A 22,057-nucleotide genomic window follows, 5' to 3' on the forward strand; every position below is an offset into this window, starting at 1 on the left:
GCCGATGACGGCGATCCGTTCGCCGGCCCGGATGGTCAGTGTGACGTCGCGTAGCGCGGTGGTCCGCTCGTACGCCACTGTCACCCCCTCGAACCGGATCTCCCGCCGGGCGTCCGGAACTGCGGCGCCCTCGGCGGCCCGCGGCGCGACGGGCGCGGCCGAGACGGTCAGCGCCTCGTCCAGCGCGGCGAGGCCCTCCATGCTGGCGTGGAAGCGGCTGCCGGCGGCGCGCAGCGGCAGGTACGCCTCCGGGGTGAGCAGGAGCACCAGCAGCGCGGTCTGCAGGGCCAGCCCGCCGCCGAGCAGCCGGATGCCGACCGGCACCGCGACCAGTGCCACCGAGAGGGTGGCGACCAGTTCCAGCACCAACGCGGAGAGGAACGCGATCCGCAGCGTCTTCATGGTGGCGACCCGATGGCCGTCGGCCATCCGGCGTACCACGTCGGTCTGAGCCCGGGCCCGCCCGAACGCCCGCAGCGTGGGCAGCCCGGCGACCATGTCCAGGAAGTGCCCGCCGAGCAACGAGAGCCGCCGCCACTGCCGTTCGGTGGCGGCCTGTGCCTGCCAGCCCAGCAGCGCGCCGAAGACCGGGATCAGCGGCAGGGTCAGCGCGATGATCACCGCCGAGCTCCAGTCGGCGAAGACGACCCGGGCCAGCACGGCCACCGGCACCGTCACGCTGAGCACCAGCTGTGGCAGATATCCCGTGAAGTACGCGTCCAACGCGTCCAGACCGCGCCCGGCCAGGGTGGCGACCTGACCGGCCCGCTGCCCGGCCACCCAGCCGGGCCCGTGTCGGCCGACAGCGCCGAGCAGGTCGGCCCGCAGCGTGGCCTTGACCGTGGCGGCGACCCGCGCCGAGACCGTGCCCTGAGCCCAGACCAGCGCGGAGCGGGCGGCGACAGCGATCACGAAGGCGCTCAACGCCGGCCGGTCGAGTCGACCGTCGAAGGCGGTGGCCAGCACCGCCGCGAGGGCGGTGGCCTGCACCACGATCAACCCGGCGGCGAGCACACCCAGGAGCGCGAGCACGGCAAGGTCGCGCCGGGCCGCAGGGACCCGGCGCAGCAGACGCGGGTCGAACGGACGGCGCTTCACCAGTACACCGGTGCCCTACCGTCGGTCCGTCCTCGGAAAACCCACCAGCACATCGCCTGGAAGCCTAGTAGGGCCGGAAGGAGCGGCAGCGCCACCCAGCCGAGCAGCCGTAGCGTCGGTGCGCTCGCGGCCGCGTCGGCGACGGTCAGTGAGGCGCCAGGGTCGGTCGTGGACACCAGCACGTAGGGCCAGAGAGCAGCGCCGACCAGCACCACCGGCAGCGCCAGGGCCGCGCCGGTGGCGGCAAGAGCCCACCCCGGCCGTCGCCGCGCCAGCGCCGCGCGGGCCGCCAGCAGCGCCGCCACGAGCAGCACCGGCAGGAGTACGGCCACCGCCGGCCGCTGGACCGCGTCGCGTACCCGGGCGGAGAGCAGGCCCACGACGGTGGCCAGGGCGACCGCGGTGAGCGCCACCGGCACCAGTCGGCGGGCTGTGCGGCCGACCACGGCGGCGGCCTCGGCCGGCAGGCGTAGGGCGAGGAACGTCGCGCCGTGCACCGCGACCAGCGCGACGATGGTCAGCCCGACGGCTGCGGCGAACGGGGTGGCCAGGTGCGACACCCCGGCGACGTGCCCGTCGGCCTGCCGGGGGACGCCCTGCAACAGCGCGGCGAGCACCACACCCCAGCCCAGTGCGGCGAGCGCGCTGCCGACCAGCACGACGCGGTCCCAGCGCGCGCGGATCCGTTCGTCGTCGGGTCGGCTGCGCAGCTGCACACCGACGGTGACCAGGATGACGCCGACCAGGGCGCCGACGACGGCCGGATAGCAGCCGGAGAGCAACTCGCCCTCCAGCATCGGGAACGCGCCGAAGAGGATGCCCACGGCGGCCACCAGCCAGACCTCGTTGCCGAGGAAGAACGGGCCGAGAGCGGTGAGCGCCTCCCGCCGCCGCGCCGCGCCGCCGCCGCGGGCGAGCAACAGCCCGACGCCGTAGTCGTAACCGGCGAGCACCAGGTAGCCGGCGAAGAAGAGGCCGAGCAGGGCGTACCAGGCGAGGTCCACGATGTCTCCTCAGTTGCTCAGACGAGGGCGGGTTCGGGGTGGGCCGACTCGTTCGGGGGCGAGGGTGGGCGGCCGAGCGCCGGGTCGGCCGCGCCCCGGGCCGCGTGCCGGGCGAGCAGCACCCAGTTGGTGACGGCGAGGGTGCCGAGCAGCAGGCTGAACCCGATCAGCGAGGTGAGCATCACCGGCGCGCCGACCGGTGAGACTGCCTGCTCGGTGGGGAGCAGCCCGTACGCCACCCAGGGCTGGCGGCCCACCTCCCGGGCGATCCAGCCGAGGATCACCGCGACGAACGGCAGCGGCAGGGCGAGCAGGATCAGCCAGAGCGGGAAGCGCAGCCGGATGATCCAGTCGCGGAAGAGCAGGGGGAGCAGGAACCACACGCAGCCGAGGGTGAAGCCGATCAGGATCATGAAGCCCAGCCCGACGTTGGCCAGCACCGGCGGCGTGTAGTCGCCAGGGCCGAAGCGGGTGGTCCACTCGGCGATCAACGCCTGGCCCTCCGGGCCCTGGCCGAACTTCGTGGGCTGCACCGCACCGACCGGGCCGAACTGGGCGAAGCCGAAGCCCTGCACCATGGTGATCGCGAACGCCGAGGTGACCACGCCGATGCGCAGCGAGGTGCGGAATAGCGCGAAGTCGGGAGTGGGCCGGATCAGGTGCCAGGCGCTGACCGCCGCCATCAGCATCCCGCCCACCAGCAACGCGGCCGAGACCACGTGCCCGAACGCCATGCCGAGGCTGGGGTTGGTGAGCAGCGCGCCGAAGTCGGTGAGGTGGGCGATGCCGTCGCGTACCTCGTAGCCGACCGGGTTCTGCAGCCACGAGTTGGCCACCATGATCCAGAAAGCCGAGGCGTACGCGGTGATCGCCACGCCCCAGAGCAGCGCGAGGTGGACGCCTTTGCCGAGCCGGCGCCAGCCGAAGATCCACATCCCGAGGAACGTGGATTCGAGGAAGAACGCCACAAGTGTCTCGATGGCCAGTGGCGCCCCGAAGACGTTGCCGACGTAGCGCGACAGACCACTCCAGTTCAACCCGAACTGGAACTCCATCACGATGCCGGTGGCGATGCCGAGCACGTAGTTGATCACGTAGAGCTGACCCCAGTAGCGGGTCAGCCGCTCCCACTTCGGGTTGCCGGTGAGCACCCAGGCGGTCTGCATCGCGACCAGCAGGGTGACCAGCCCGAGCGTGACGACCACGAAGAGGAAGTGGATCGAGGTGGTGGTGGCGAACTGCAGGCGGGCGAGGAGCAGGGTGTCCATGGCCGGCTCTCCGTAGTGTTGGCTCCCTTGTCGTAGCCACCCTACACGTAGCTTCGCTACATGTCTGTCTACTACGGCGTGTCGTAGATAAGTCTACGACACGCCGTAGTAGTTGTGGGGCGGGAAGATCGCGCTCGATCCGAGCGAGCGCGATCTTGAGATCAGCAGGCGGGCGCGAGGTCGCGGCGTTGCTGCGCGGGGGGCAGCGCGCCGGGCTGGGGCCAGGCGACCCCGCGTGGGGGCACTCGGGTCAGTTCAGGACAGGAACAGGGTGATCGGGAGGGCGACCAGCGTGCTGGCCACCGCCAGGGCGGTGGCGCCGAGCACCCGGGGCGGGCGGTCGCTGACCAGCAGGCGCTGCACCCGTACGTCGAGATCCCGGTCGCCCACACCCAGCGCCCCGGCCGGGGTGACCCGGTGACCGGCCGCGGCGAACCGGCGTAGCGCTCCCGCCAGCGGCGCATCCGCATGCAGCTCACGGGCCTTGTCGTCGGCGCGCATCTCGACCAGCAGGGCGACCCGCTCGTGGGCGTCGCGGACCCAGCCGAACCAGGGCAACGCCCGGCACAGCGCGGTGAACGGCAACAGCACCAGATCGTGCCGCTCGTGGGCGTGTGCGCGCTCGTGGCTCAGCACAGCAGCCAGCTCGGCGCGGTCCAGCAGACTCAGGGTGCCGGCGCTGACGACGACCTGCGGCCGTACGCCGGGCAGGCAGTACGCGGCAGCGCTCGGATGGTCCAGCACGAGCGCGCCGGGCGCGGCCGGGTCGTCCCGGGCCACCAGCGAGAGCAGGTCCCGATGGCGGCGCTGGGCGCGTACGGTGCCGTGGATGCTGCGCACGGTCGTGGTGACCAGGACCGCGCCGATGCCGAAACCGACCCCGACGCCAGCGAGGTGGAAGGTGCCCAGCCCGACCGGCAGCGTGCCGTGGGCGAGGTCGTCGGCCAGGGCGAGCAGTGCGCTCCCGGTCGGCCGGCCGTACCCGCTCAGCCCGAGCGCCATGGGCAGGCCCATCGCCGAGAGCCCCAGCGCCAACCCGACGGCCTGCCAGCAAATGATCGCCACCCGGGGGCTGCGCCACGTCCAGGTGGAGCGGGCCAGCACCTGGGCCGTCAGATAGCAGGCCAGCATGGTCGCGGCGAAGTGCACGGCGTAGGCCACGGCGTGCGCCCTACCGCTCCGCTGCCTCGCCGGCGGGCCGTCGGCCCGTCGGCCCGTCCACGCGGTCGGTCAACTCGGTGCCGTCGTCGGGGGAACCCGACCCGGTCAGGCCGGCCTCGCTCCCGAGCGCCGCCCGCAGGACCTCGGCCTCGGTGCCGGTCACCGAGCGGGCGAACCGCACCAGCGCGGCGTCCCGGCTGCCCCCCAGGTCGAGGGCGTCGAGCATGAGCTGGGCGATGTGCGCCTCACGGCTGGCCGCCGGCCGGTACCGCCAGGCCCGGCCCTCGCGCTCCCGCTGCACCATGCCCTTGCCGGCGAGTCGGTCGAGCACTGTCATCACCGTCGTGTACGCCAACTCGCGGCCGTCGAGCGCGTCGGCCACCTCGCGCACGGTCACACCATCCGACGTGCCGGGGACCACGTCCCACAACACGTCCATCACCGCACGCTCAAGATCGCCCAGCCGAGTCACGCACCAATCCTACCCTCGGTAGTAGATCCGTGAGCTGACCCCTCCCGACGGGCCCGGCCCACGTCAGGTTTTCCGGGAGGAGCTCGCCCACGCAGGGATCAAGCCTGACCGCCCGGAGTGGGCGGGCTCCCCCCGGAAAACCAAAGAGGCCGAGGACAGACGATCACACCCCCTTGGGGTGCCACACCGTCTTGGTCTCCAGGAGCGCGGTCATCGGAGCCAGGCCTGGGTCGGCGGACCAGTCATGGTCGGCCGGGGCCGGCCGGAGCACCCGCTTGAGGTTCTCCGCCGCCTTGACCTCCAACTCGGTGGCGAGCGAACCGTCGGTCACCCCGGTCAGGTCGAGCGCGTTGACGTCCATGTGCGCGGCCAACGCCGGCGCGGTCTCGGTGATCGCGCCGGTGAGGATGTTGACCACCCCGCCGGGCAGGTCGGAGGTGGCCAGCACCTCGGCCAGCGTCACCGCGGCCAACGGTTCGGTCGGGGAGGCGGCCACGACCACCGTGTTGCCGGTGACGATCGCCGGGGCGATCACGCTGACCAGGCCGAGCAGCGCCGGGCGTTCCGGGGCGACCACCGCTACCACGCCGGTCGGCTCGGGCGCGGAAATGTTGAAGTAGGGGCCGGCGACCGGATTGGCGCCGCCGTACACCTGGGCGAGCTTGTCGGCCCAGCCGGCGTACCAGACCCAGCGGTCGACCGCCGCGTCCACCTCGTCGCCGGGGATGCCCAGGGCGACGAACTGCTCGCGGCGGCCCTCCAGCATCTCGGCGACGCGGTAGAGGATCTGACCCCGGTTGTACGCGGTCGCGCCGGCCCAGCCCTTCACGGCGGCGCGGGCGGCGACCACCGCGTCCCGGGCGTCCTTGCGGGAGGCCAGTGACACATTCGAGGACTGCACGAGATACGACCGTCCCGACTCGCTGCGCGGGAACTTCCCGCCGATGAAGAGCTTGTACGTCTTGCGTACCGCGACCCGCTCAGACATTGAGGTAGCCCTCCAGCCCGTGCCGGCCGCCCTCGCGACCGTAACCCGACTCCTTGTAGCCACCGAACGGCGAGGTGGGGTCGAACTTGTTGAACGTGTTGGCCCAGACGACGCCGGCGCGCAGCCGGTCGGCCATCCACAGGATCCGGGAGCCCTTGTCGGTCCAGATTCCCGCCGACAGCCCGTACGGCGTGTTGTTGGCCTTCTCGACGGCCTCGGCCGGGGTGCGGAACGTGAGCACCGACAACACCGGACCGAAGATCTCCTCGCGGGCGATCCGGTGGGCCTGGGTGACGCCGGTGAAGATGGTGGGCGCGAACCAGAAGCCGCGGTCGGGCAGCTCGCACGGCGGTGACCAGCGCTCGGCGCCCTCGGCGGAGCCGGCGTCGGACAGCTCGCGGATCCGCTCCAACTGGGCAGCGGAGTTGATCGCGCCGACGTCGGTGTTCTTGTCCAGCGGGTCGCCGACGCGCAGTTGGGCCATCCGCCGCTTCAGCGACTCCAGCACCCGGTCGGCCACGTTCTCCTGGACCAGCAGGCGGGAGCCCGCGCAGCAGACGTGCCCCTGGTTGAAGAAGATGCCGTTGACGATGCCCTCGACGGCCTGGTCGATGGGCGCGTCGTCGAAGACGATGTTGGCGGCCTTGCCGCCCAACTCCAGGGTGAGCTTCTTGCGGGTGCCGGCGACGGATCGGGCGATGGCCCGACCGACGTCGGTGGAGCCGGTGAAGGCCACCTTGTCGACACCGGGGTGCTCGACCAGGGCGCGGCCGGTGTCACCGGCGCCGGTGAGGATGTTGACCACGCCGGCCGGCAGGTCGGCCTGCTGGCAGATCTCGGCGAAGAGCAGCGCTGTCAGCGGGGTGGTCTCGGCGGGCTTCAACACCACGGTGTTGCCCGCGGCGAGCGCCGGGGCGATCTTCCACGCGAGCATGAGCAGCGGGAAGTTCCACGGGATGACCTGCGCGGCAACGCCGATCGGCTGCGGGTTCGGGCCGAAACCGGCGTGGCCCAGCTTGTCGGCCCACCCGGCGTAGTAGAAGAAGTGCGCGGCGACCAGCGGCAGGTCGACGTCCCGGGACTCCCGGATCGGCTTGCCGTTGTCCAGGGACTCCAGGACGGCCAGCTCGCGGGAGCGCTCCTGGATGAGGCGGGCGATCCGGTACAGGTACTTCGCCCGGTCCCGGCCCGGCATCGGACCCCACACCTTGTCGTACGCCTTACGGGCGGCACGCACCGCGCGCTCCACGTCCGGCGCGCCGGCCTCGGCTACCTCGGCCAGCACCTCCTCGGAGGCAGGGTTGATCGACTTGAAGCTGCCGCCGTCGGTCGGGTCGACGAACGTGCCGTCGATGAACAGCCCGTACGAGGGTTTGAGGTCCACCACCGAGCGGGACTCGGGGGCGGGGGCGTATTCGAACATCGGCTATCAGTCCAGGGTGAAGTAGTCGGGACCGGAGTAGGTGCCGGTCGTCAGCTTGGTGCGCTGCATCAGCAGGTCGTTGAGCAGGCTGGACGCGCCGAAGCGGAACCAGTCCGGGTCGAGCCAGTCCGGGCCGACGGTCTCGTTGACCATCACCAGGTACTTGATGGCGTCCTTGGTGGTCTTGATGCCACCGGCGGGCTTCACGCCCACCTGCCGCCCGGTCGCCGCCCGGAAGTCGCGGACCGCTTCCAGCATGACCAGGGTCACCGGCAGGGTCGCCGCGACCGGGACCTTGCCGGTGGAGGTCTTGATGAAGTCGCCGCCGGCCAGCATGGCCAACCAGGAGGCCCGCCGGACGTTGTCGTACGTGGCCAGTTCGCCGGTCTCCAGGATGACCTTGAGGTGGGCGTCCCCGCAGGCTTCCTTGGTGGCCACGATCTCGTCGTAGACCTCCTTGTACCGCCCGGCCAGGAAGGCACCCCGGTTGATCACCATGTCGATCTCGTCGGCGCCGGCCGCGACTGCGGCCCGGGTGTCGGCGAGCTTGATCTCCAACGGTGCCTGGCCCGACGGGAAGGCGGTGGCGACGCTGGCCAGGTGCACGTTGCTGCCGCGCAGCACCTCGGCGACGTACGGGACCATCGCCGGGTAGACGCAGACCGCCCCGACGTGCGGGCAGGACGGGTCGGCCGGGTCGGGGCGCAGCGCCTTCGCGGCCAGCGCGCGCACCTTGCCCGGGGTGTCCGCCCCTTCCAGGGTGGTCAGGTCGACCATCCGGATCGCCAGGTCGATCGCCTGGGCCTTGGCGGTGGTCTTGATGGATCGGGTGCCGAGCTGTGCCGCCCGCTGCTCCGCGCCGACCTGGTCCACGCCGGGCAGGCCGTGGAGGAAGGTCCGCAGAGCGGTCTCGGATCGTCCCAGCTCGGAGAGCTCCGACCGGGCCGACGTCGTTGTCGCCGTCATGCCCCGAAGTCTACGCACCGGGACGGCGAGTGATCTTGCTCACGATCGGCCGGCGGGCCCGTCTGACGTGAGCGGCGTCGCTGGTCCTACCGCACCCGCACCACCGCGCGCTGGGGAGCGGTAGGTTGAGCGATCGTGGATGTACACGTCATTGACCACCCGCTGGCCCAGTCCAGGTTGACTGCCATGCGGGACGCGCGCACCGATTCCTCGACGTTCCGGGCCGCGCTGCACGAACTGACCACCATGCTGGTGTACGAGGCGGCGCGCTCCTTCCCCGTCGAGCGGTACCCGGTGCAGACGCCGGTCACCGGCACCGAGGGCACCCGGCTGGCCAACCCGCCGCTGCTGGTCCCGGTGCTGCGGGCCGGCCTCGGCATGGCGGACGCCGCACTCGGCCTGCTCCCCGAGTCGTCGATGGGCTTCGTCGGTCTGGCCCGCGACGAGGAGACCTACGAACCGCGCGCGTACATGGAGTCGTTGCCCCGGGACCTGGCCGGGCTGCCGGTGCTGGTGCTCGATCCGATGCTGGCGACCGGTGGCTCGCTGGAGCACTCCTGCCGGCTGCTGGCCGACCGCGGCTGCACCGACATCACAGTGCTCTGCGTGCTCGCCGCCCCGGTCGGCATCGAGCGGCTGGAACGCTCCGGTCTGCCGATCCGCCTGGTCACGGCCTCGATCGACGAGGGGCTCAACGACAGCATGTTCATCGTCCCCGGGCTCGGGGACGCCGGGGACCGGCAGTTCGGCGGCATGCCCCGGTTCTGAGGGCTCCACCCGGTCGGTGCCGGGTCCGGCGGGTCCGCACGCGGTGGTGCGCGGACCCGCTACCGTCTGCGGCCATGACTGGTGTTGCGCTCGCCGAGGAGTTGCTGCTCCTCGCCTACGACGACTCGACCGGCAAGGCGACCATGCCGCGGATCAGCCTGGACCTCGGCATGGCCGCCGCGGTGCTGGTGGAGCTGGCCATCGCCGGCCGGATCGCGTACGCCGACGGGTCGTTGACCGTGGTCGACCCGACACCCACCGGCGAGCCGGTCGCCGACGAGGTGCTGGGCCGGATCGCGGCCGACACCCCGCACACCCCGGCCTCGTGGGTGCAGCGCCTGCGCCACGGGCTGCGCGACAAGATCCTCGGTGATCTGTGCGCCCAGGGTGTCGTCCGCGACGTCGACGAGACCGAGCTGGGCTTCATCCACGTGCACCGCTATCCGGTGGTGGACGCCTCCGTCGAGGCGGAGACCCGCCAGCGGCTGACCGAGGCCCTGACCGGCGCGGCGGCCCCGGACGAGCGGACCGCCGCGCTGGCCACCCTGGTCGTGGTGCTCCGGATGGAGACCGCGCTGGGCGTGAGTGGCGAGGAGGTCGCCACCGCTCGCCGACGGCTGGAGGAGATCGCCACCGGCGCGGGCTTCTCCGGTCAGGTGAGCAGCGACGACTCGGTGGTCCGCCCGTCGGTCGGCCTGGTCGTCGCCGCCTTGGCCGGAGCTGTCGACGCGGCGCTGGGCAAGCGCGCCTGACCGTCGGACCCGTCGCCGCCCGGGCCGGAACGGTCGGCGCGGCCCGAGCAGACGTGTCTGACCGTCGGCCTGCCCGCACCCCCTGGCCGTCCTTTGCTCTGCACCCGTGGATGCACCACCAGGCGGGCCGCCGCATGGCGCATCCACGGGTGCAGAGCAGGCTTGGCGCATCCGCGGGTGCAGAGCAAAGGGGGCGTGGCGGGTGGGTGGGGGTCCGCGGGGTCAGATGCCGAGAGCGGCACCGACCTCGGCGCGCAGCCGCGTGATCGCCGCGCCGGCTCGGCTCCGGGCGGCGGCGACGTCTCCGTCGGCAACCGGTTCCACCACCTCGAGGTACGCCTTGAGCTTCGGCTCGGTCCCGGACGGGCGGATCACCACCCGGGCCGACGCGGTGCGCAGGATCACCACGTCCGACTCGGGCAGCAGGTCCCGGACGCTGTCCACCGGCTGCCCGAGCAGGGAGGTCGGCGTGGCCGCGCGGATCCGGGCCATCGCGTCGGTGATCACCCGCAGGTCGTCCACCCGGACGGAGAGCTGGTCGGTGTGGTGCACGCCGAACTCGGCGGCCAATTCGTCGAGCCGGTCGGTCAGGGTGCGGCCCTGTGCCTTGAGGCCGGCGGCCAGCTCGGCCACTGTCAGTGCGGCCGTGATGCCGTCCTTGTCCCGCACGTGCCCCGGTGCGACGCAGTAGCCGAGCGCCTCCTCGTAGCCGAAGACCAGAGGCGCGCTCCCGCCGCCGGCCCGCACGATCCACTTGAAGCCGGTAAGCGTCTCGTCGTAGGGCAGACCCCGGGCCGCGCACATCGCCCGCAGCAGCGACGACGACACGATGGTGGTCGCGTAGAGCCCGGTCACCCCCCGGCGCATCAGGTGGTCGGCGAGCAGCACGCCCACCTCGTCGCCGCGCAGCATCCGCCAGCCGTCGCGCTCTTCGCGGACCACCACCGCGCACCTGTCCGCGTCCGGGTCGTTGGCGATGGCGAGGTCGGCGCCGGTGGCGTCGGCCAGCGCGACGAGCCGGTCCACCGCGCCCGGCTCCTCCGGGTTGGGGAACGACACGGTGGGGAACGCCGGATCCGGTTCGGCCTGGTCGGGGACCACGCCGGGCACCGGGAAACCGGCGCGGGCGAAGGCGGCGGTGAGCACCGCCGCACCCACCCCGTGCAGAGGGGTGTACGCCACCGACAGGTCCCGTGGCCCGTCCGGGTCGATCACCGCGGTGGCCCGCTCGACGTACGAGGCGACCAGGTCGTCACCGAGCACCTGCCCGGGTTGACCCAGTGGCACCTGGGTCAGCGGGCCGACCGAACGGATGGCCGCCTCGATGCCGGCGTCGGCGGGCGGCACGATCTGTGCGCCGGCGCCCAGTTCACCGCCCAGCTCCGCGCCGAGGTAGACCTTGTAGCCGTTGTCCTGGGGCGGGTTGTGGCTGGCCGTGACCATGACACCGGCGACTCCGCCGAGCTGGCGCACCGCGTACGCCAGCACCGGGGTGGGCAGCGGGCGGGGAAGCAGCAGCGCCGGCCGGCCAGCACCAGTGGCCACCTGGGCGGTGCGCTCGGCGAACTGCTTGGAGCCGTGCCGAGCGTCGTACCCGATCACCAGGGGCCCGGTGCCGCCCTGGGCGGCGAGCCAACCGACCAGGCCGGCTGCGGCCTGGGTGACCACGGCGAGGTTCATGCCGTTCGGGCCGGCCCGTAGCGGGCCACGGAGGCCCGCGGTGCCGAAGGTCAGCGGGCCAGCGAACCGGTCGGCCAGCTCCGGTGCGCTCGCCGGCAGGCCGTCGAGCACCGCCGTCAGCTCGTCCCGGCTGGCCGGGTCGGGGTCGTCAGCCAGCCAGCGCCGGGCTTGCTCGCGAATGTCGTCGATGTCAGTGGTGTCCGCCGCCATGCCCCTTGATAGCACGGCGGCGGATCACCGCTGCGGGTTCCCTCCGGCTCAGCCGTCCCCGGTGAGCTGGAACGTCCGCACCATCTCGTCGAAGATCGGCTTGCTCTCCGCGAACTTGGCGTCCGTGGCGGTGAGGTAGAAGGAGTACGCCTTACCGCCCTCCGCCACACCACGCCAGACACCGTGCCGCATGGCGTCGCCCTCGCCGCACGTGTACTCGAATTCGGCGGCCGCCTTGCTGGCCAGCTCGGTCTCGGTGGCGCTGATCTGCTGGTACGGCTTGACGCAGGTGGTCGACTTGGACTTGAGGCCGTTCTCGGCCGTCTCCGCCCACCGGGTGGAGCTGCTGGACCACTTCTCGGTGATGATGCGCACCTTGCGGCCGCTGTCCTCCGGGTCGATGTAGTCGGTGTAGGAACCGCCGGTGGCCTTCTTCCAGCCCTTCGGCACCATGACCTGGATGCCCCGGGCGGCGTGTTCCTGCATCTCGACAGTGGGAGCCGCCGGCGCGGACGGGGTGGGCTGCGCCGCCGGGGTGTTCGGCGGGGCGTCGTCGCCACCGGAGAGCGCCACAGCTGTGATCAGCAGCACCACGACCAGGCCGCCGGCAGCGGCGAGCTGCACCTTGCGCGGCCAGCCCTTGACCGTGCTGACGAGCTGACCACCCGCGGCGCGGACCTTGTCCAGAGCGCCGCCGCCCGAAGCGCTGCCGTCCGAGGCGGGTGCGGCGGCCCAGGGCTGGCCGGTGCCCGGCACCGACCACTGGTTGCCGCCGCCGTAGGTGCCCCCGATGCGTTGGGTGGCCTCCGGCGCGCCGCCGTAGCCGACCTGCTGGGTGGCGTCGGCCGGAGTGCCGTAGGTGACCCGCTGGGTGGCGTCCGGGTGCGCGCCGGCGTCCACGCGCTGGGTGGCGTCCGCGTTGCCGCCGTAGGCGCGTCCGGCGGTCGACCGGCCGGGTGGGGGCATCGCCCCGGTGGGTGTGTGCAGCGGACCGGCCAGCGCGTCGGCGCTGGTCTCGTCGAGCCCGGTGGCGTCGGCCGCGCCGGCGGGCGCTGGGCGTTCGCCCCGGTTCAGCGCCGCCAGCCGGTCGGTCAACGACTCACCGGGGGCCAGCATGGCGGGGCCACCGATCTGGTTGTCCGGCTTCGGCTCCGCCGGAGGCGGCGGCAGGACGGGCACGGGGCGCTGCTGGACCGGCACCACGGCGTACGGGTCGGTGACGGAGTGCACGGCGGTCGCGGTGCTGCCCAGTGGGCCGGCGAGCAGCTCGCGCAGCATGGCCCGGGAGGTGTGCACGTCCAGTCGCCGGGCCGGGTCCTTCTCCAGCAGACCCATCAGCACGCGGGTCAGCGCCCCACTGCGCTGCGGCGGCGCGGGCGGGTCCTCGACCACGGCGTGCATGGTCTCGATCGGGTCGCCCTTGTCGAACGGGGGCCGACCCTCGACTGCGGTGTAGAGCGTCACACCCAGCGAGAAGAGATCGCTCGGTGGGCCGAACTCCTGGCCCATGGCGCGCTCGGGCGAGATGAAGTGCGGTGAGCCGAGCACCATGCCGGGGGTGGTGAGCTGCACGTCGGTGGGCATCCGGGCGACGCCGAAGTCGGTCAGCACGCAGCGCCCGTCGGTGCAGATCAGCACGTTGGCGGGCTTCACGTCGCGGTGCAGCACACCGATCGCGTGCGCGACCTCCAACGCGCCGAGCAACGCGATGCCGATCTTGGCGACGGCGCGGGGCGCGACCGGCCCGTCCTCGATCACCATGTCGGCGAGGCTGCGGGCGTCCAGCAGCTCCATCACGATCCACGGCCGGCCAGCCTCGGTGACCACGTCGTACACCTGAACCACGGCGGGGTGCTGGATCGCGGCGGCGGCGCGGGCCTCGCGCAGGGTGCGTTCGTACATGGCGTCGCGGTCGCTGGGGGCCAGCCCTGGAGGTAGGACGACCTCCTTGACCGCCACGTCACGGCGCAGCAGCGTGTCTGTGGCGCGCCACACCGTGCCCATGCCGCCGTTGCCCACCGAGGACCGCAGCGAGTACCGGCCACCAATGGTGGTGCCGGGCGCCGCTCGTCCGTTGGCGGGACTGACTGGTCCGCCGCTCCACGTCGGGATCTGAGTCACAGAAAAGCCACCGGGGGAAATCGAGGGGGGCTGGGACACAACCCCCCTATCTTGCTGGTTCCGACGCCCGATGCGAAAGCCGACGCGGCGGACGTTTATCGAAGTCGACAGAACGTGCCTTGTCGTTCACCTCGTGTCGACCGGTCGGGACGCACTGTGCGGTATCCCTCACCCGACGGCGTGGCCAGGCGTCCTACCATCCGGGGATGAGTGAACGGCGGTCAAGCGAGTCCGGTTTCCCGATCAACGGCCTCTACACGGAGGCCGACCTTCCGGAGGACCTGGACTCCCGGCTGGGCGGCCCCGGCGAGTTCCCGTACACCCGGGGGGTCTACCCCACGATGTACACCTCCCGTCCGTGGACCATGCGCCAGTATGCCGGCTTCGGCACCGCCACCGAGTCCAACGCGCGGTACCACCAACTGTTGCGGGCCGGCACGATGGGCCTCTCGGTCGCCTTCGACCTGCCGACCCAGATGGGCTACGACTCCGACGAGCCGATCGCGCACGGCGAGGTAGGCAAGGTGGGCGTCGCCATCGACTCCATCGAGGACATGCGGCTGCTCTTCGCCGACATCCCGCTGGACAAGGTCTCCACCTCGATGACGATCAACGCACCCGGTTCGGTGCTGCTGCTGCTCTACCAGCTCGTCGCCGAGGAGAACGGGGTGCCCGGCGCGGCGCTCAACGGCACGATCCAGAACGACATCCTCAAGGAGTACATCGCCCGGGGGACGTACATCTTCCCGCCGAAGCCGTCGCTGCGCCTGGTGGCCGACACGTTCGCGTACTGCCGCAAGGAGGTGCCGAAGTGGAACACCATCTCCATCTCCGGCTACCACATGGCCGAGGCCGGCGCGACGCCCGCGCAGGAGATCGCGTTCACCCTGGCCAACGGCGTGGAGTACGTGCGCGCGGCGCTGGCCGCCGGGCTCGCCGTGGACGACTTCGCCCCCCGGCTGTCGTTCTTCTTCGTGGCCCGCACCACGCTGCTCGAGGAGGTGGCGAAGTTCCGCGCAGCCCGGAAGATCTGGGCCCGGCTGATGCGCGACGACTTCGGCGCCAAGGACCCGAAGTCGATGATGCTGCGGTTCCACACCCAGACCGCCGGCGTGCAGCTCACCGCGCAGCAGCCGGAGGTGAACCTGGTCCGGGTGGCGGTACAGGGGCTGGGTGCGGTGCTCGGCGGCACCCAGTCGCTGCACACCAACAGCTTCGACGAGGCCATCGCGCTGCCCACCGAGAAGGCGGCCCGGCTCGCGCTGCGCACCCAGCAGGTGCTGGCGTACGAGACGGACCTCACCGCCACCGTCGACCCGTTCGCCGGCTCGTACGTGGTGGAGGCGATGACCGCCGAGATCGAGGCCGCCGCCGTCGAGTTGATGGAGCGGGTGGCCGACCACGGTTCCGCGGTGGACGCGATCGAGGCCGGGTTCCAGAAGCGGGAGATCGAGCAGTCCGCGTACCGGATCGCCCAGGAGATCGACTCGGGTGAGCGGGTGGTGGTCGGGCTCAACCGGTTCACCGTGGACGAGGAGGAGCCGTACGAGCCGCTGCGGGTCGACCCGGCGATCGAGGCGGCCCAGGCCGAACGGCTGGCGCGGCTGCGCGCCGAGCGGGACGGCGACGCGGTGGCGCGGGCGCTGGCCGATCTGCGGGCCGCCGCCGACGGCACGGACAACGTGCTGTACCCGATGAAGGCGGCGCTGCGGGCGCGGGCCACCGTGGGCGAGGTCTGTGGGACGTTGCGTGAGGCGTGGGGGCTGTACCGGCCGACCGACCGCTTCTGACCCACCCCTGACCGCTGAGCGCGGTGTGTCCATCGCGCTCAGCGGGTACCCCCTCGGTCGAGCGCGAACGCACACCGTGTGCGCCCGTGGTGGGTGCCTGCGTGTGAGCGTCCTTATCCGGCTCGTTGCGGAGTGTGGTCGGCTAATTGTCGGAGTGTCAGTTCACCACCCCGACTAATGCGACAATTTGCAACAGGGGTCCCCTGAGTGGCGCCGGATTCGTGACTGCCGCGACTGGTTACGCGTTGTAGGAGGTGAGGGGCGGATGACGGCGTTCGAGCACGATCTACCTGCTGTCCCGCACATCTCCGAGCGCCCCCAGCAGGGCATACGTGACGCTACGCGGTCTGATCATTACCGTAACGAGGTTGCGCAGCGTCACCGCCGGAGGTCTAGGCTGTCTGCTGTTCCCGATGATCCATCCATCTCTAGTGATCGAGAATTCGACGTGACGAGTGCGTTGACGCTGCCCACTGAGGGCCAGCTGGCGTCGTCCTGGCTGGAGACGCCGCCCGGGTCCCAGCCCCTGCCCCGCGACCTGGACCACCTCCTCGCGCTCCGCGTACCGGGGTTGATCGCTACGCGCCGTCACCTCCACTCGCACCCTGAGCTGTCCGGCAACGAGTTCGAGACGGCCGCGCTGATCGCCAGGGAGCTGTCGCTGGCCGGGCTGAACCCGCGCCTGCTGCCCAAGGGCAACGGTGTGATCTGCGACGTCAACGGCAGGCCGGACGGCCCGGTCGTCGCGCTGCGCGCCGACATCGACGCCCTGCCGCTCGACGACCCCAAGGATGTGTCCTACCGGTCGACCGTGGAGGGCGTGTGCCACGCCTGCGGGCACGACGTGCACACCTCGATCCTGCTCGGCGTCGGCATGTTGCTGGCCCAGCTCGCCGACCTCGGTGAGCTGGACGGGCGGGTCCGGCTCATCTTCCAGCCGGCCGAGGAGATCCTGCCCTGCGGCTCGCTGGAGGTCATCGAGGCCGGCGGCCTGGACGACGTGGTGCAGATCTTCGCGCTGCACTGCGACCCGAACCTGCCGGTGGGCCAGGTCGGCCTGCGGGTCGGCCCGATCACCGCAGCTGCCGACAACGTCACCGTCCGGCTCTCCGGCCCGGGCGGCCACACCGCCCGGCCGCACCTGACCGTCGACCTGGTCGACGCGCTCGGCCGGTTGATCACCGAGGTGCCCGCCCTGGTCAGCCGCCGGGTGCCGGCCAACAGTGGTCTGCTGCTGGTCTTCGGCCACGCCTCGGCCGGCACCCGGTACAACGTCATCCCGTCCGAGGCGAGCGCCTCCGGCACCCTGCGGGTGATGGACCGCGACACCTGGGAGCAGGCTCCCAAGATCGTCGCTCAGGTGGTCCGGGACGTGATCGCCCCGACCGGCGCCACTGTCGACCTGGAATACCTGCGGGGCCGGCCGCCGGTGTGCAACGACTCCCGTGCCATCCAGGTCCTGACCGCCGCCACCGCCGCGGCGCTCGGCCCGGAAGGGATCGCCGAGACGCCGCAGAGCATGGGCGGCGAGGACTTCTCCTGGTATCTGGAGTACGTCCCCGGCGCCCTCGCCCGGCTCGGCGTGGGTCGCTCCGGTCCCAACGTCGACCTGCACCGCGCCAGCTTCGACGTGGACGAGCGGGCCATCCCGGCCGGCGTACGCGTCATGGTGCAGACCGCGCTGCGGGCACTGGCGGCTGCGCGCTGACCGGCGCGGCCGGGGCCGCGGTCTTCTTCCGCCGACGCAGCACCAGCAGCAGCACCGCCATCGGCACGCCGAAGGCCACCAGCCAGGGCAGCAGCGCCCCCAGCACGGTGAGCATCACTGTCAACGAGGCGACGAACGCCTTCCAGCCGCCCCGGAGCCCGACCAGGAAACCGGTCTCGTCCTTGTCGTCGGTGGCCTTCTTCGCCGCCGGCCCGGCCAGCGACACGGTGATCGTGGAGAGAGCCGTCAGGTCGGCCAGCCGACGCTTCTTCGCCTCCAGCGACGCCAGGTCGGCCTCCCGGCGGCCCAACTCGTTCTCCAACGTCACCAGGTCGGTGATCGAGCTGGCCCGGGACAGTAGACGGCGGGCACTGTCCACCCGGGCCCGCTGACTCGTGATCCGGGCATCCAGGTCGACGGTCTCCTCAGTGACGTCCTGGGTGTTGATCTCCCGGCTCTGCTGCCGGCCGAGCTCCGAGATCTCCTCCACCACGCCGGAGAACTTCGGTGCCGGCACCCGCAACTGCAACTCCGCCACCGCGTCCTCGTCGGCACTGCGTCGCTGGTCGCCGCCGACGAAGCCACCGGCCCGGGTGGCCACGGCGACGACCTCACGGGCCGCCGCGTCCACATCGTCCACCTGCACGCGCATCGTTCCCGTGTAGATGATCGCCCGTTGGTCGACCCGCAGATCCGGTGCGCCGGCACCGGCCGCCTCCTGCGTCTTGCCCTTGGCGGCGTCCCTGCCCGCCTCGCCGCCGTTCGCCGCCGCCGGTGGCTCGGCGGCCGAGCCGGCGGTGTCCTTCGCCCCGCTGTCGCCGGCGCTGCAACCCGTGAGCACCAGCGCGGCCGCCAGTGCCGCTACCGCAAGCGCTGTGCCGCGGCGTCGTACCGTCCGTCCATCCATCCCCGCTCCCATCATCGTCATCCGGTGTGGCGATAGCTCGGACGCGGCGCACGCGTCGGCTGGTTCCGGCAGACTGCGCTGAGGACGTCACGATTCGATAATCGAGGAGTCACGATGCGACTCACCAAGTACGCCCACTCCTGCCTTCGCGTGGAGCACGACGGTGGAGTGCTCGTCGTCGACCCCGGGGTGTTCAGCGACCCGACGGTGGCACTGGACGGTGCGGACGCGGTGCTGATCACCCACCAACACCCGGACCACCTCGACCTGGCCGCGCTCCGCCTCCAGCTCGACCGGCAGCCGTTCCCGATCCACGGTCCCGCCTCGCTCGCCGAGACCCTGGGAGACGCGGCCGAGGCCCTGCACCCGGTCACCGCCGGCCAGTCGTTCACCGCCGCCGGGGTCGCCGTGCGCGCGTACGGGGGGCGGCACGCGGTGATCCACCCGGACATCCCGGTGATCGACAACCTCGGCTACCTGATCAACGACGTCGTCTACCACCCGGGGGACTCCCTGGTGGTGCCCGACGAGACTCCCGTCGACACGCTCTTCGCGCCGATCCACGCCCCCTGGTCGAAGTTCTCCGAGGTGCTCGACTTCATCCGGGCGGTCGCGCCGCGCCGCGCGTACGCCTTGCACGACGCCCTGCTCAACGACAACGGGCTGGGTGTGCTCGACCGGCAGTACGCGGCGATGTCCGGCACCGATTACCAGCGGCTGGAGCCTGGCAGCCGGGTGGACGTCTGACCCGATGCCCGGCCCCTCGACGGAGCTGGTGCAGCAGCTCTACCGCACCCCACCGGACCGGTTCGTGGCCGCCCGGGACGCCGCCGTGGCCGAGGCCCGCCGTGCCGGGGACGCGACCACCGCCCGACAGTTGGCCCGGCTACGTCGTCCGACGGTGGCCGCCTGGCTGGTGAACCTGCTCGCCATCAGACGCCCCGAGCTGGTGGCCGACCTGGTGCAGCTCGCGGACGCGCTCCGCACCGCCCAGCGGGAGCTGCGCGGGCCCCGGCTCCGGGAGCTGTCCGCGCAGCGCCGGGCGGTGGTCGGCGCCCTGGTCGTCGAGGTCCGCAAGCTCGCCGCGGCGGAACCGGAAGCGCCGCCGGCGGGTCGGCTGCCACTGGCCGAGGTGGAGGCGACCCTGAACGCGGCGTTCTCCGACGCCGAGGTCGCCGAGCAGGTCCGGGCAGGCCGTCTGCTCCGGGCGGCCAGTTACGCCGGGTTCGGTGAGGTGCCCCGGCCACAACTGCGGCTGGTCACCGGCGACGAGGAGGAGCAGGAGGAGCGCCCGGCCCGCCGCCCCGGTACCCAGCGGGAACGCCCCGAGGTCGCCTCCCGCACGGATCGGACGACCTCCCGCACAGACCGGACGACCTCCCGTACGGACCGGGCAGCGGAGCGCGCCGAGCAGGCCGAGCGGGCTGCGCAGCGGGCGGCCCGCGCCGAGCGGGCTCGGCAGCGCCGCGTCCTGGACCGGGAACTGGGGCGTGCCCAGGCCGACCAGGAACGTGTCGAGGCCGAGCTGACCGAGGCCACCGCGCAGGAGCAGGACGGCGTCGCCGTACTCGACGGGATCGAGGCCGAGTTGGCCGAGTTGGAGCGGCGGCGGGCGGTCGCCGAGCAGGATCTCAGCCGAGCCAAGCTCGCTCGGCGCGCCGCCGAGCGTGCTGTCACCTCGGCTCGCCGGCGCGCGGGTGAGGTGGAGGCGGCGATCGAGGCGTTGGCGGCCGAAGAGGGGGATGCGGACGCGGGCGTCGGCGCGGCAGACTGACCATCGATGGACGACGACGAGTACGCGGACCGTCCACGGCGGGTGACCCCGGTGCGGGGAGTCGTCGTGGGTGACGGGTCGGGTTGTCCGAGGACGCCCCGGACCCGCAGGCGATCCTGGTGGGCGGCGCTCGGATGACACCGGAGCAGGCCGCCGCCGCCAGCAAACCCGTCGTGCTCGACCTGGGTGACGCGTTCAGCCGGGACCCGACCACGCTGCGCCGGGCCCGGCTGCTCGGCATCTCCGGCTGGGCGTTCTACATCGGCGGCCGGGCCGGCGCCCTCGGCGATGTGCGGGCCGAGACCGCCGCCGCCGCTCTCGGCTTCCTCGCCCCGGACGCCGTCGCCGACGGTTGGGACGCCGCCGGCCGGGTCGTGCCGCCGATCGAGGTGGCCGCCGCGAGTCTCGCCGAGTGCTGTCGATGGGGGGCTCAGCAGCTCGGCACCCTGCCCGACACCGAGCGTCTGGCCGCACTCGTCGAGCGGGCGGTGGTCGCCGCGGACGCCAGCGGAATGCCGCTCTTCGCCGCCTGGCGGGCCATGCCGCTGCCGGATCTCAGCCCGGGGGCCCGGACCGCCGCCGGGCTGCGGTTGCTCCGCGAACACTTCACCGGCGCCTACCTGTTGGCGGTGCGCGCCGCCGGGATGACCGCGCTGGAGGCGGTGCTGTCCGGCCCGGAGGGGGAGGCCGGGGCAGTGGCCTGCGGCTGGCCGCCGCCGTACCCCCCGATCGGGCCGTTGGTCCGCCGGCGACTCTGGGCCGAGGCCGTGACCAACAGATTGGCCGCGCCGGCGTTCACCGCCCTCGGCCCCGCCGACTGCACCGAGTTGGTGGAGTTGCTGCACCGCACCCGGGCCACCCTGCTCGCACAGGGCGGGAGGCCCGAGTGAGCGGAAAATAGGCGGCGCCGTCGGCGGTCCGCTGTCAGGATGCTCTGCCGTGACCCTTCCCGCTGGTTGGACAACGCGCAGGCCCACCCTCGCCGACGTGCCCGCGATCCTCGCCGTGGTGCACGCTGCCGACACCTTCGCCATCGGCCATCCCGACTTCGACGCGGAGGACGTCGCGGCGTCGCTGACCGCCCCCCACTTCGACCCGACCCGGGACTCCTGGCTGGCTGTCGACCCGGACGGCGCCGTGGTCGGCTGGGCGACGGTCGACAACCCGACCGGCGTCGGCCGGGAGTTCGTGGAGGTCTACGTCGACCCGGCGCGCGCTGCCACCGTCCGGGCGCCGCTGCTGGCCCGACAACTGGACCGGGTCGCCGAGCGTGCCGCCGAGCGAGGGCTGCCGGCGCTCACCGTCCGCTGCGCGGTCTTCGCGCCGGAACGCGCCTGGGAGCGGGACCTGACCGAGGCCGGGTTCACCCTCGCCAAGCGGTACGTCCGGATGAGCCGCTCGCTGGCCGACCTGCCGGACGAGCCCGCGCCGCCGCCCGGCGTGACAGTGCGACAGGTACGCCCCGACGACGAGGCCGACCTGCGGGAGTTTCACCGGATCTACGACGCCGCCTTCGCCGACACCCCGGACCACGAATCGGTGTCGTACGACCGGTGGCGGGCTCGGATCGGCGACCTGACCGCCTGGGACGAGTGGTTCGTCGCCGAGGTGGACGGGGTGCCGGCCGGCGTGTTGCAGTCCTCGGACCAGGCGCTCGACCAGCAGCAGGGCTGGGTGAAGAGTTTGTCGGTGCGGTCCGCGTACCGCCGGAGGGGTATGGGTGCGGCGCTGCTGCGCCGCGCCTTCGCCCGCTACGCCGAGAAGGGCCGGCAGTCGGCGGGTCTCGGCGTCGACCTCAGCAACCCGACCGCGCCGCTGTCGCTGTACGAGTCGGTGGGCCTGCGGGAGATCCTGTGGACCGACATGTACGAGCGTTCCGTACCGGCCGCCGGTGTGTGATTGACGACCCCGGTCGGGCCCGACCGGCGATCCGGTCGACAGCGGTAGCAGACTGGGGGCGTGCGATA

At 72.4% G+C, this 22,057-nt stretch carries 19 protein-coding genes; 8 read left to right on the plus strand and 11 right to left on the minus strand.

What is annotated here, in order from left to right:
• The 8 genes from ACWCO3_RS00730 to deoC all read right to left on the minus strand — a co-directional run.
• The coding region (locus tag ACWCO3_RS00730) for an ABC transporter transmembrane domain-containing protein (protein WP_450007764.1) at positions 1–1,098 on the minus strand (1,098 nt) is incomplete at its 3' end.
• Positions 1,095–2,102 carry a cytochrome d ubiquinol oxidase subunit II gene (locus ACWCO3_RS00735; protein WP_145786259.1) on the minus strand — a complete coding sequence of 336 codons (1,008 nt, stop codon included), beginning with the start codon at positions 2,100–2,102 and terminating at the stop codon, positions 1,095–1,097. The genes ACWCO3_RS00730 and ACWCO3_RS00735, both read right to left, overlap by 4 nt.
• 17 nt (positions 2,103–2,119) lie before the next feature.
• A complete protein-coding gene (locus ACWCO3_RS00740; RefSeq protein WP_450007766.1) occupies positions 2,120–3,370 on the minus strand; it encodes a cytochrome ubiquinol oxidase subunit I in 1,251 nt (416 codons plus the stop codon).
• A 255-nt stretch (positions 3,371–3,625) separates the two neighbouring features.
• Positions 3,626–4,531: a M56 family metallopeptidase gene (locus tag ACWCO3_RS00745; protein WP_423436044.1), complete on the minus strand. Its 906-nt coding sequence runs from the start codon at positions 4,529–4,531 to the stop codon at positions 3,626–3,628.
• 10 nt (positions 4,532–4,541) lie between these two features.
• Positions 4,542–5,003, minus strand: coding sequence for a BlaI/MecI/CopY family transcriptional regulator (locus tag ACWCO3_RS00750; RefSeq protein WP_145786262.1), 462 nt, complete (start codon positions 5,001–5,003; stop codon positions 4,542–4,544).
• 163 nt (positions 5,004–5,166) lie between these two features.
• Positions 5,167–5,991 carry an aldehyde dehydrogenase family protein gene (locus tag ACWCO3_RS00755; RefSeq protein ID WP_145786263.1) on the minus strand — a complete coding sequence of 275 codons (825 nt, stop codon included), beginning with the start codon at positions 5,989–5,991 and terminating at the stop codon, positions 5,167–5,169.
• Positions 5,984–7,414: an aldehyde dehydrogenase family protein gene (locus ACWCO3_RS00760; RefSeq protein WP_145786264.1), complete on the minus strand. Its 1,431-nt coding sequence runs from the start codon at positions 7,412–7,414 to the stop codon at positions 5,984–5,986. The genes ACWCO3_RS00755 and ACWCO3_RS00760 overlap by 8 nt, the downstream gene beginning before the upstream one ends.
• 6 nt (positions 7,415–7,420) lie before the next feature.
• Entirely contained in the window at positions 7,421–8,380 is a 960-nt protein-coding gene (deoC, locus tag ACWCO3_RS00765) for a deoxyribose-phosphate aldolase (protein ID WP_145786265.1), read from the minus strand.
• A gap of 135 nt (positions 8,381–8,515) precedes the next feature.
• Between deoC and upp the strand changes: the two genes are divergently transcribed.
• Both upp and ACWCO3_RS00775 read left to right on the plus strand, forming a co-directional pair.
• Positions 8,516–9,148 carry a uracil phosphoribosyltransferase gene (upp, locus tag ACWCO3_RS00770; RefSeq protein ID WP_145786266.1) on the plus strand — a complete coding sequence of 211 codons (633 nt, stop codon included), beginning with the start codon at positions 8,516–8,518 and terminating at the stop codon, positions 9,146–9,148.
• 74 nt (positions 9,149–9,222) lie between these two features.
• Positions 9,223–9,900 carry a GOLPH3/VPS74 family protein gene (locus tag ACWCO3_RS00775; RefSeq protein WP_145786267.1) on the plus strand — a complete coding sequence of 226 codons (678 nt, stop codon included), beginning with the start codon at positions 9,223–9,225 and terminating at the stop codon, positions 9,898–9,900.
• Between the two features lie 222 nt (positions 9,901–10,122).
• Here the strand turns inward: ACWCO3_RS00775 and ACWCO3_RS00780 are convergent, their stop codons facing one another.
• Both ACWCO3_RS00780 and ACWCO3_RS00785 read right to left on the minus strand, forming a co-directional pair.
• The gene (locus ACWCO3_RS00780) at positions 10,123–11,790 is read right to left on the minus strand and encodes a phospho-sugar mutase (RefSeq protein WP_450007773.1); all 1,668 of its coding nucleotides are present in this window, start codon (positions 11,788–11,790) and stop codon (positions 10,123–10,125) included.
• A gap of 48 nt (positions 11,791–11,838) precedes the next feature.
• A complete protein-coding gene (locus ACWCO3_RS00785; RefSeq protein ID WP_450007775.1) occupies positions 11,839–13,911 on the minus strand; it encodes a protein kinase domain-containing protein in 2,073 nt (690 codons plus the stop codon).
• A gap of 206 nt (positions 13,912–14,117) precedes the next feature.
• On the opposite strand from ACWCO3_RS00785, the gene ACWCO3_RS00790 reads away from it, so the two are divergent.
• Both ACWCO3_RS00790 and ACWCO3_RS00795 read left to right on the plus strand, forming a co-directional pair.
• Positions 14,118–15,701, plus strand: a complete 1,584-nt coding sequence (locus ACWCO3_RS00790; RefSeq protein ID WP_358161915.1) for an acyl-CoA mutase large subunit family protein — start codon at positions 14,118–14,120, stop codon at positions 15,699–15,701.
• 448 nt (positions 15,702–16,149) lie between these two features.
• Complete coding sequence (locus ACWCO3_RS00795; protein WP_145786271.1) at positions 16,150–17,409, plus strand: amidohydrolase; 1,260 nt, start codon at positions 16,150–16,152, stop codon at positions 17,407–17,409.
• Here the strand turns inward: ACWCO3_RS00795 and ACWCO3_RS00800 are convergent.
• Positions 17,366–18,337: a DUF4349 domain-containing protein gene (locus tag ACWCO3_RS00800; RefSeq protein WP_450007778.1), complete on the minus strand. Its 972-nt coding sequence runs from the start codon at positions 18,335–18,337 to the stop codon at positions 17,366–17,368. The two genes, ACWCO3_RS00795 and ACWCO3_RS00800, sit on opposite strands and share 44 nt — an antisense overlap.
• A 93-nt stretch (positions 18,338–18,430) precedes the next feature.
• Between ACWCO3_RS00800 and ACWCO3_RS00805 the strand changes: the two genes are divergently transcribed.
• From ACWCO3_RS00805 to ACWCO3_RS00820, 4 genes are all read left to right on the plus strand, one after another.
• Positions 18,431–19,063, plus strand: coding sequence for an MBL fold metallo-hydrolase (locus tag ACWCO3_RS00805; protein WP_145786273.1), 633 nt, complete (start codon positions 18,431–18,433; stop codon positions 19,061–19,063).
• A gap of 4 nt (positions 19,064–19,067) precedes the next feature.
• Positions 19,068–20,090, plus strand: a complete 1,023-nt coding sequence (locus ACWCO3_RS00810) for a hypothetical protein (RefSeq protein ID WP_358161909.1) — start codon at positions 19,068–19,070, stop codon at positions 20,088–20,090.
• 134 nt (positions 20,091–20,224) lie between these two features.
• Complete coding sequence (locus tag ACWCO3_RS00815) at positions 20,225–20,980, plus strand: SCO6745 family protein (protein ID WP_450007818.1); 756 nt, start codon at positions 20,225–20,227, stop codon at positions 20,978–20,980.
• Between the two features lie 49 nt (positions 20,981–21,029).
• On the plus strand, positions 21,030–21,989 hold the full coding sequence (locus ACWCO3_RS00820) for a GNAT family N-acetyltransferase (protein ID WP_145786275.1): 960 nt from the start codon (positions 21,030–21,032) through the stop codon (positions 21,987–21,989).
• Positions 21,990–22,057: the final 68 nt, after the last annotated feature.

It is taken from the genome of Micromonospora sp. NPDC002411 (assembly GCF_053592955.1).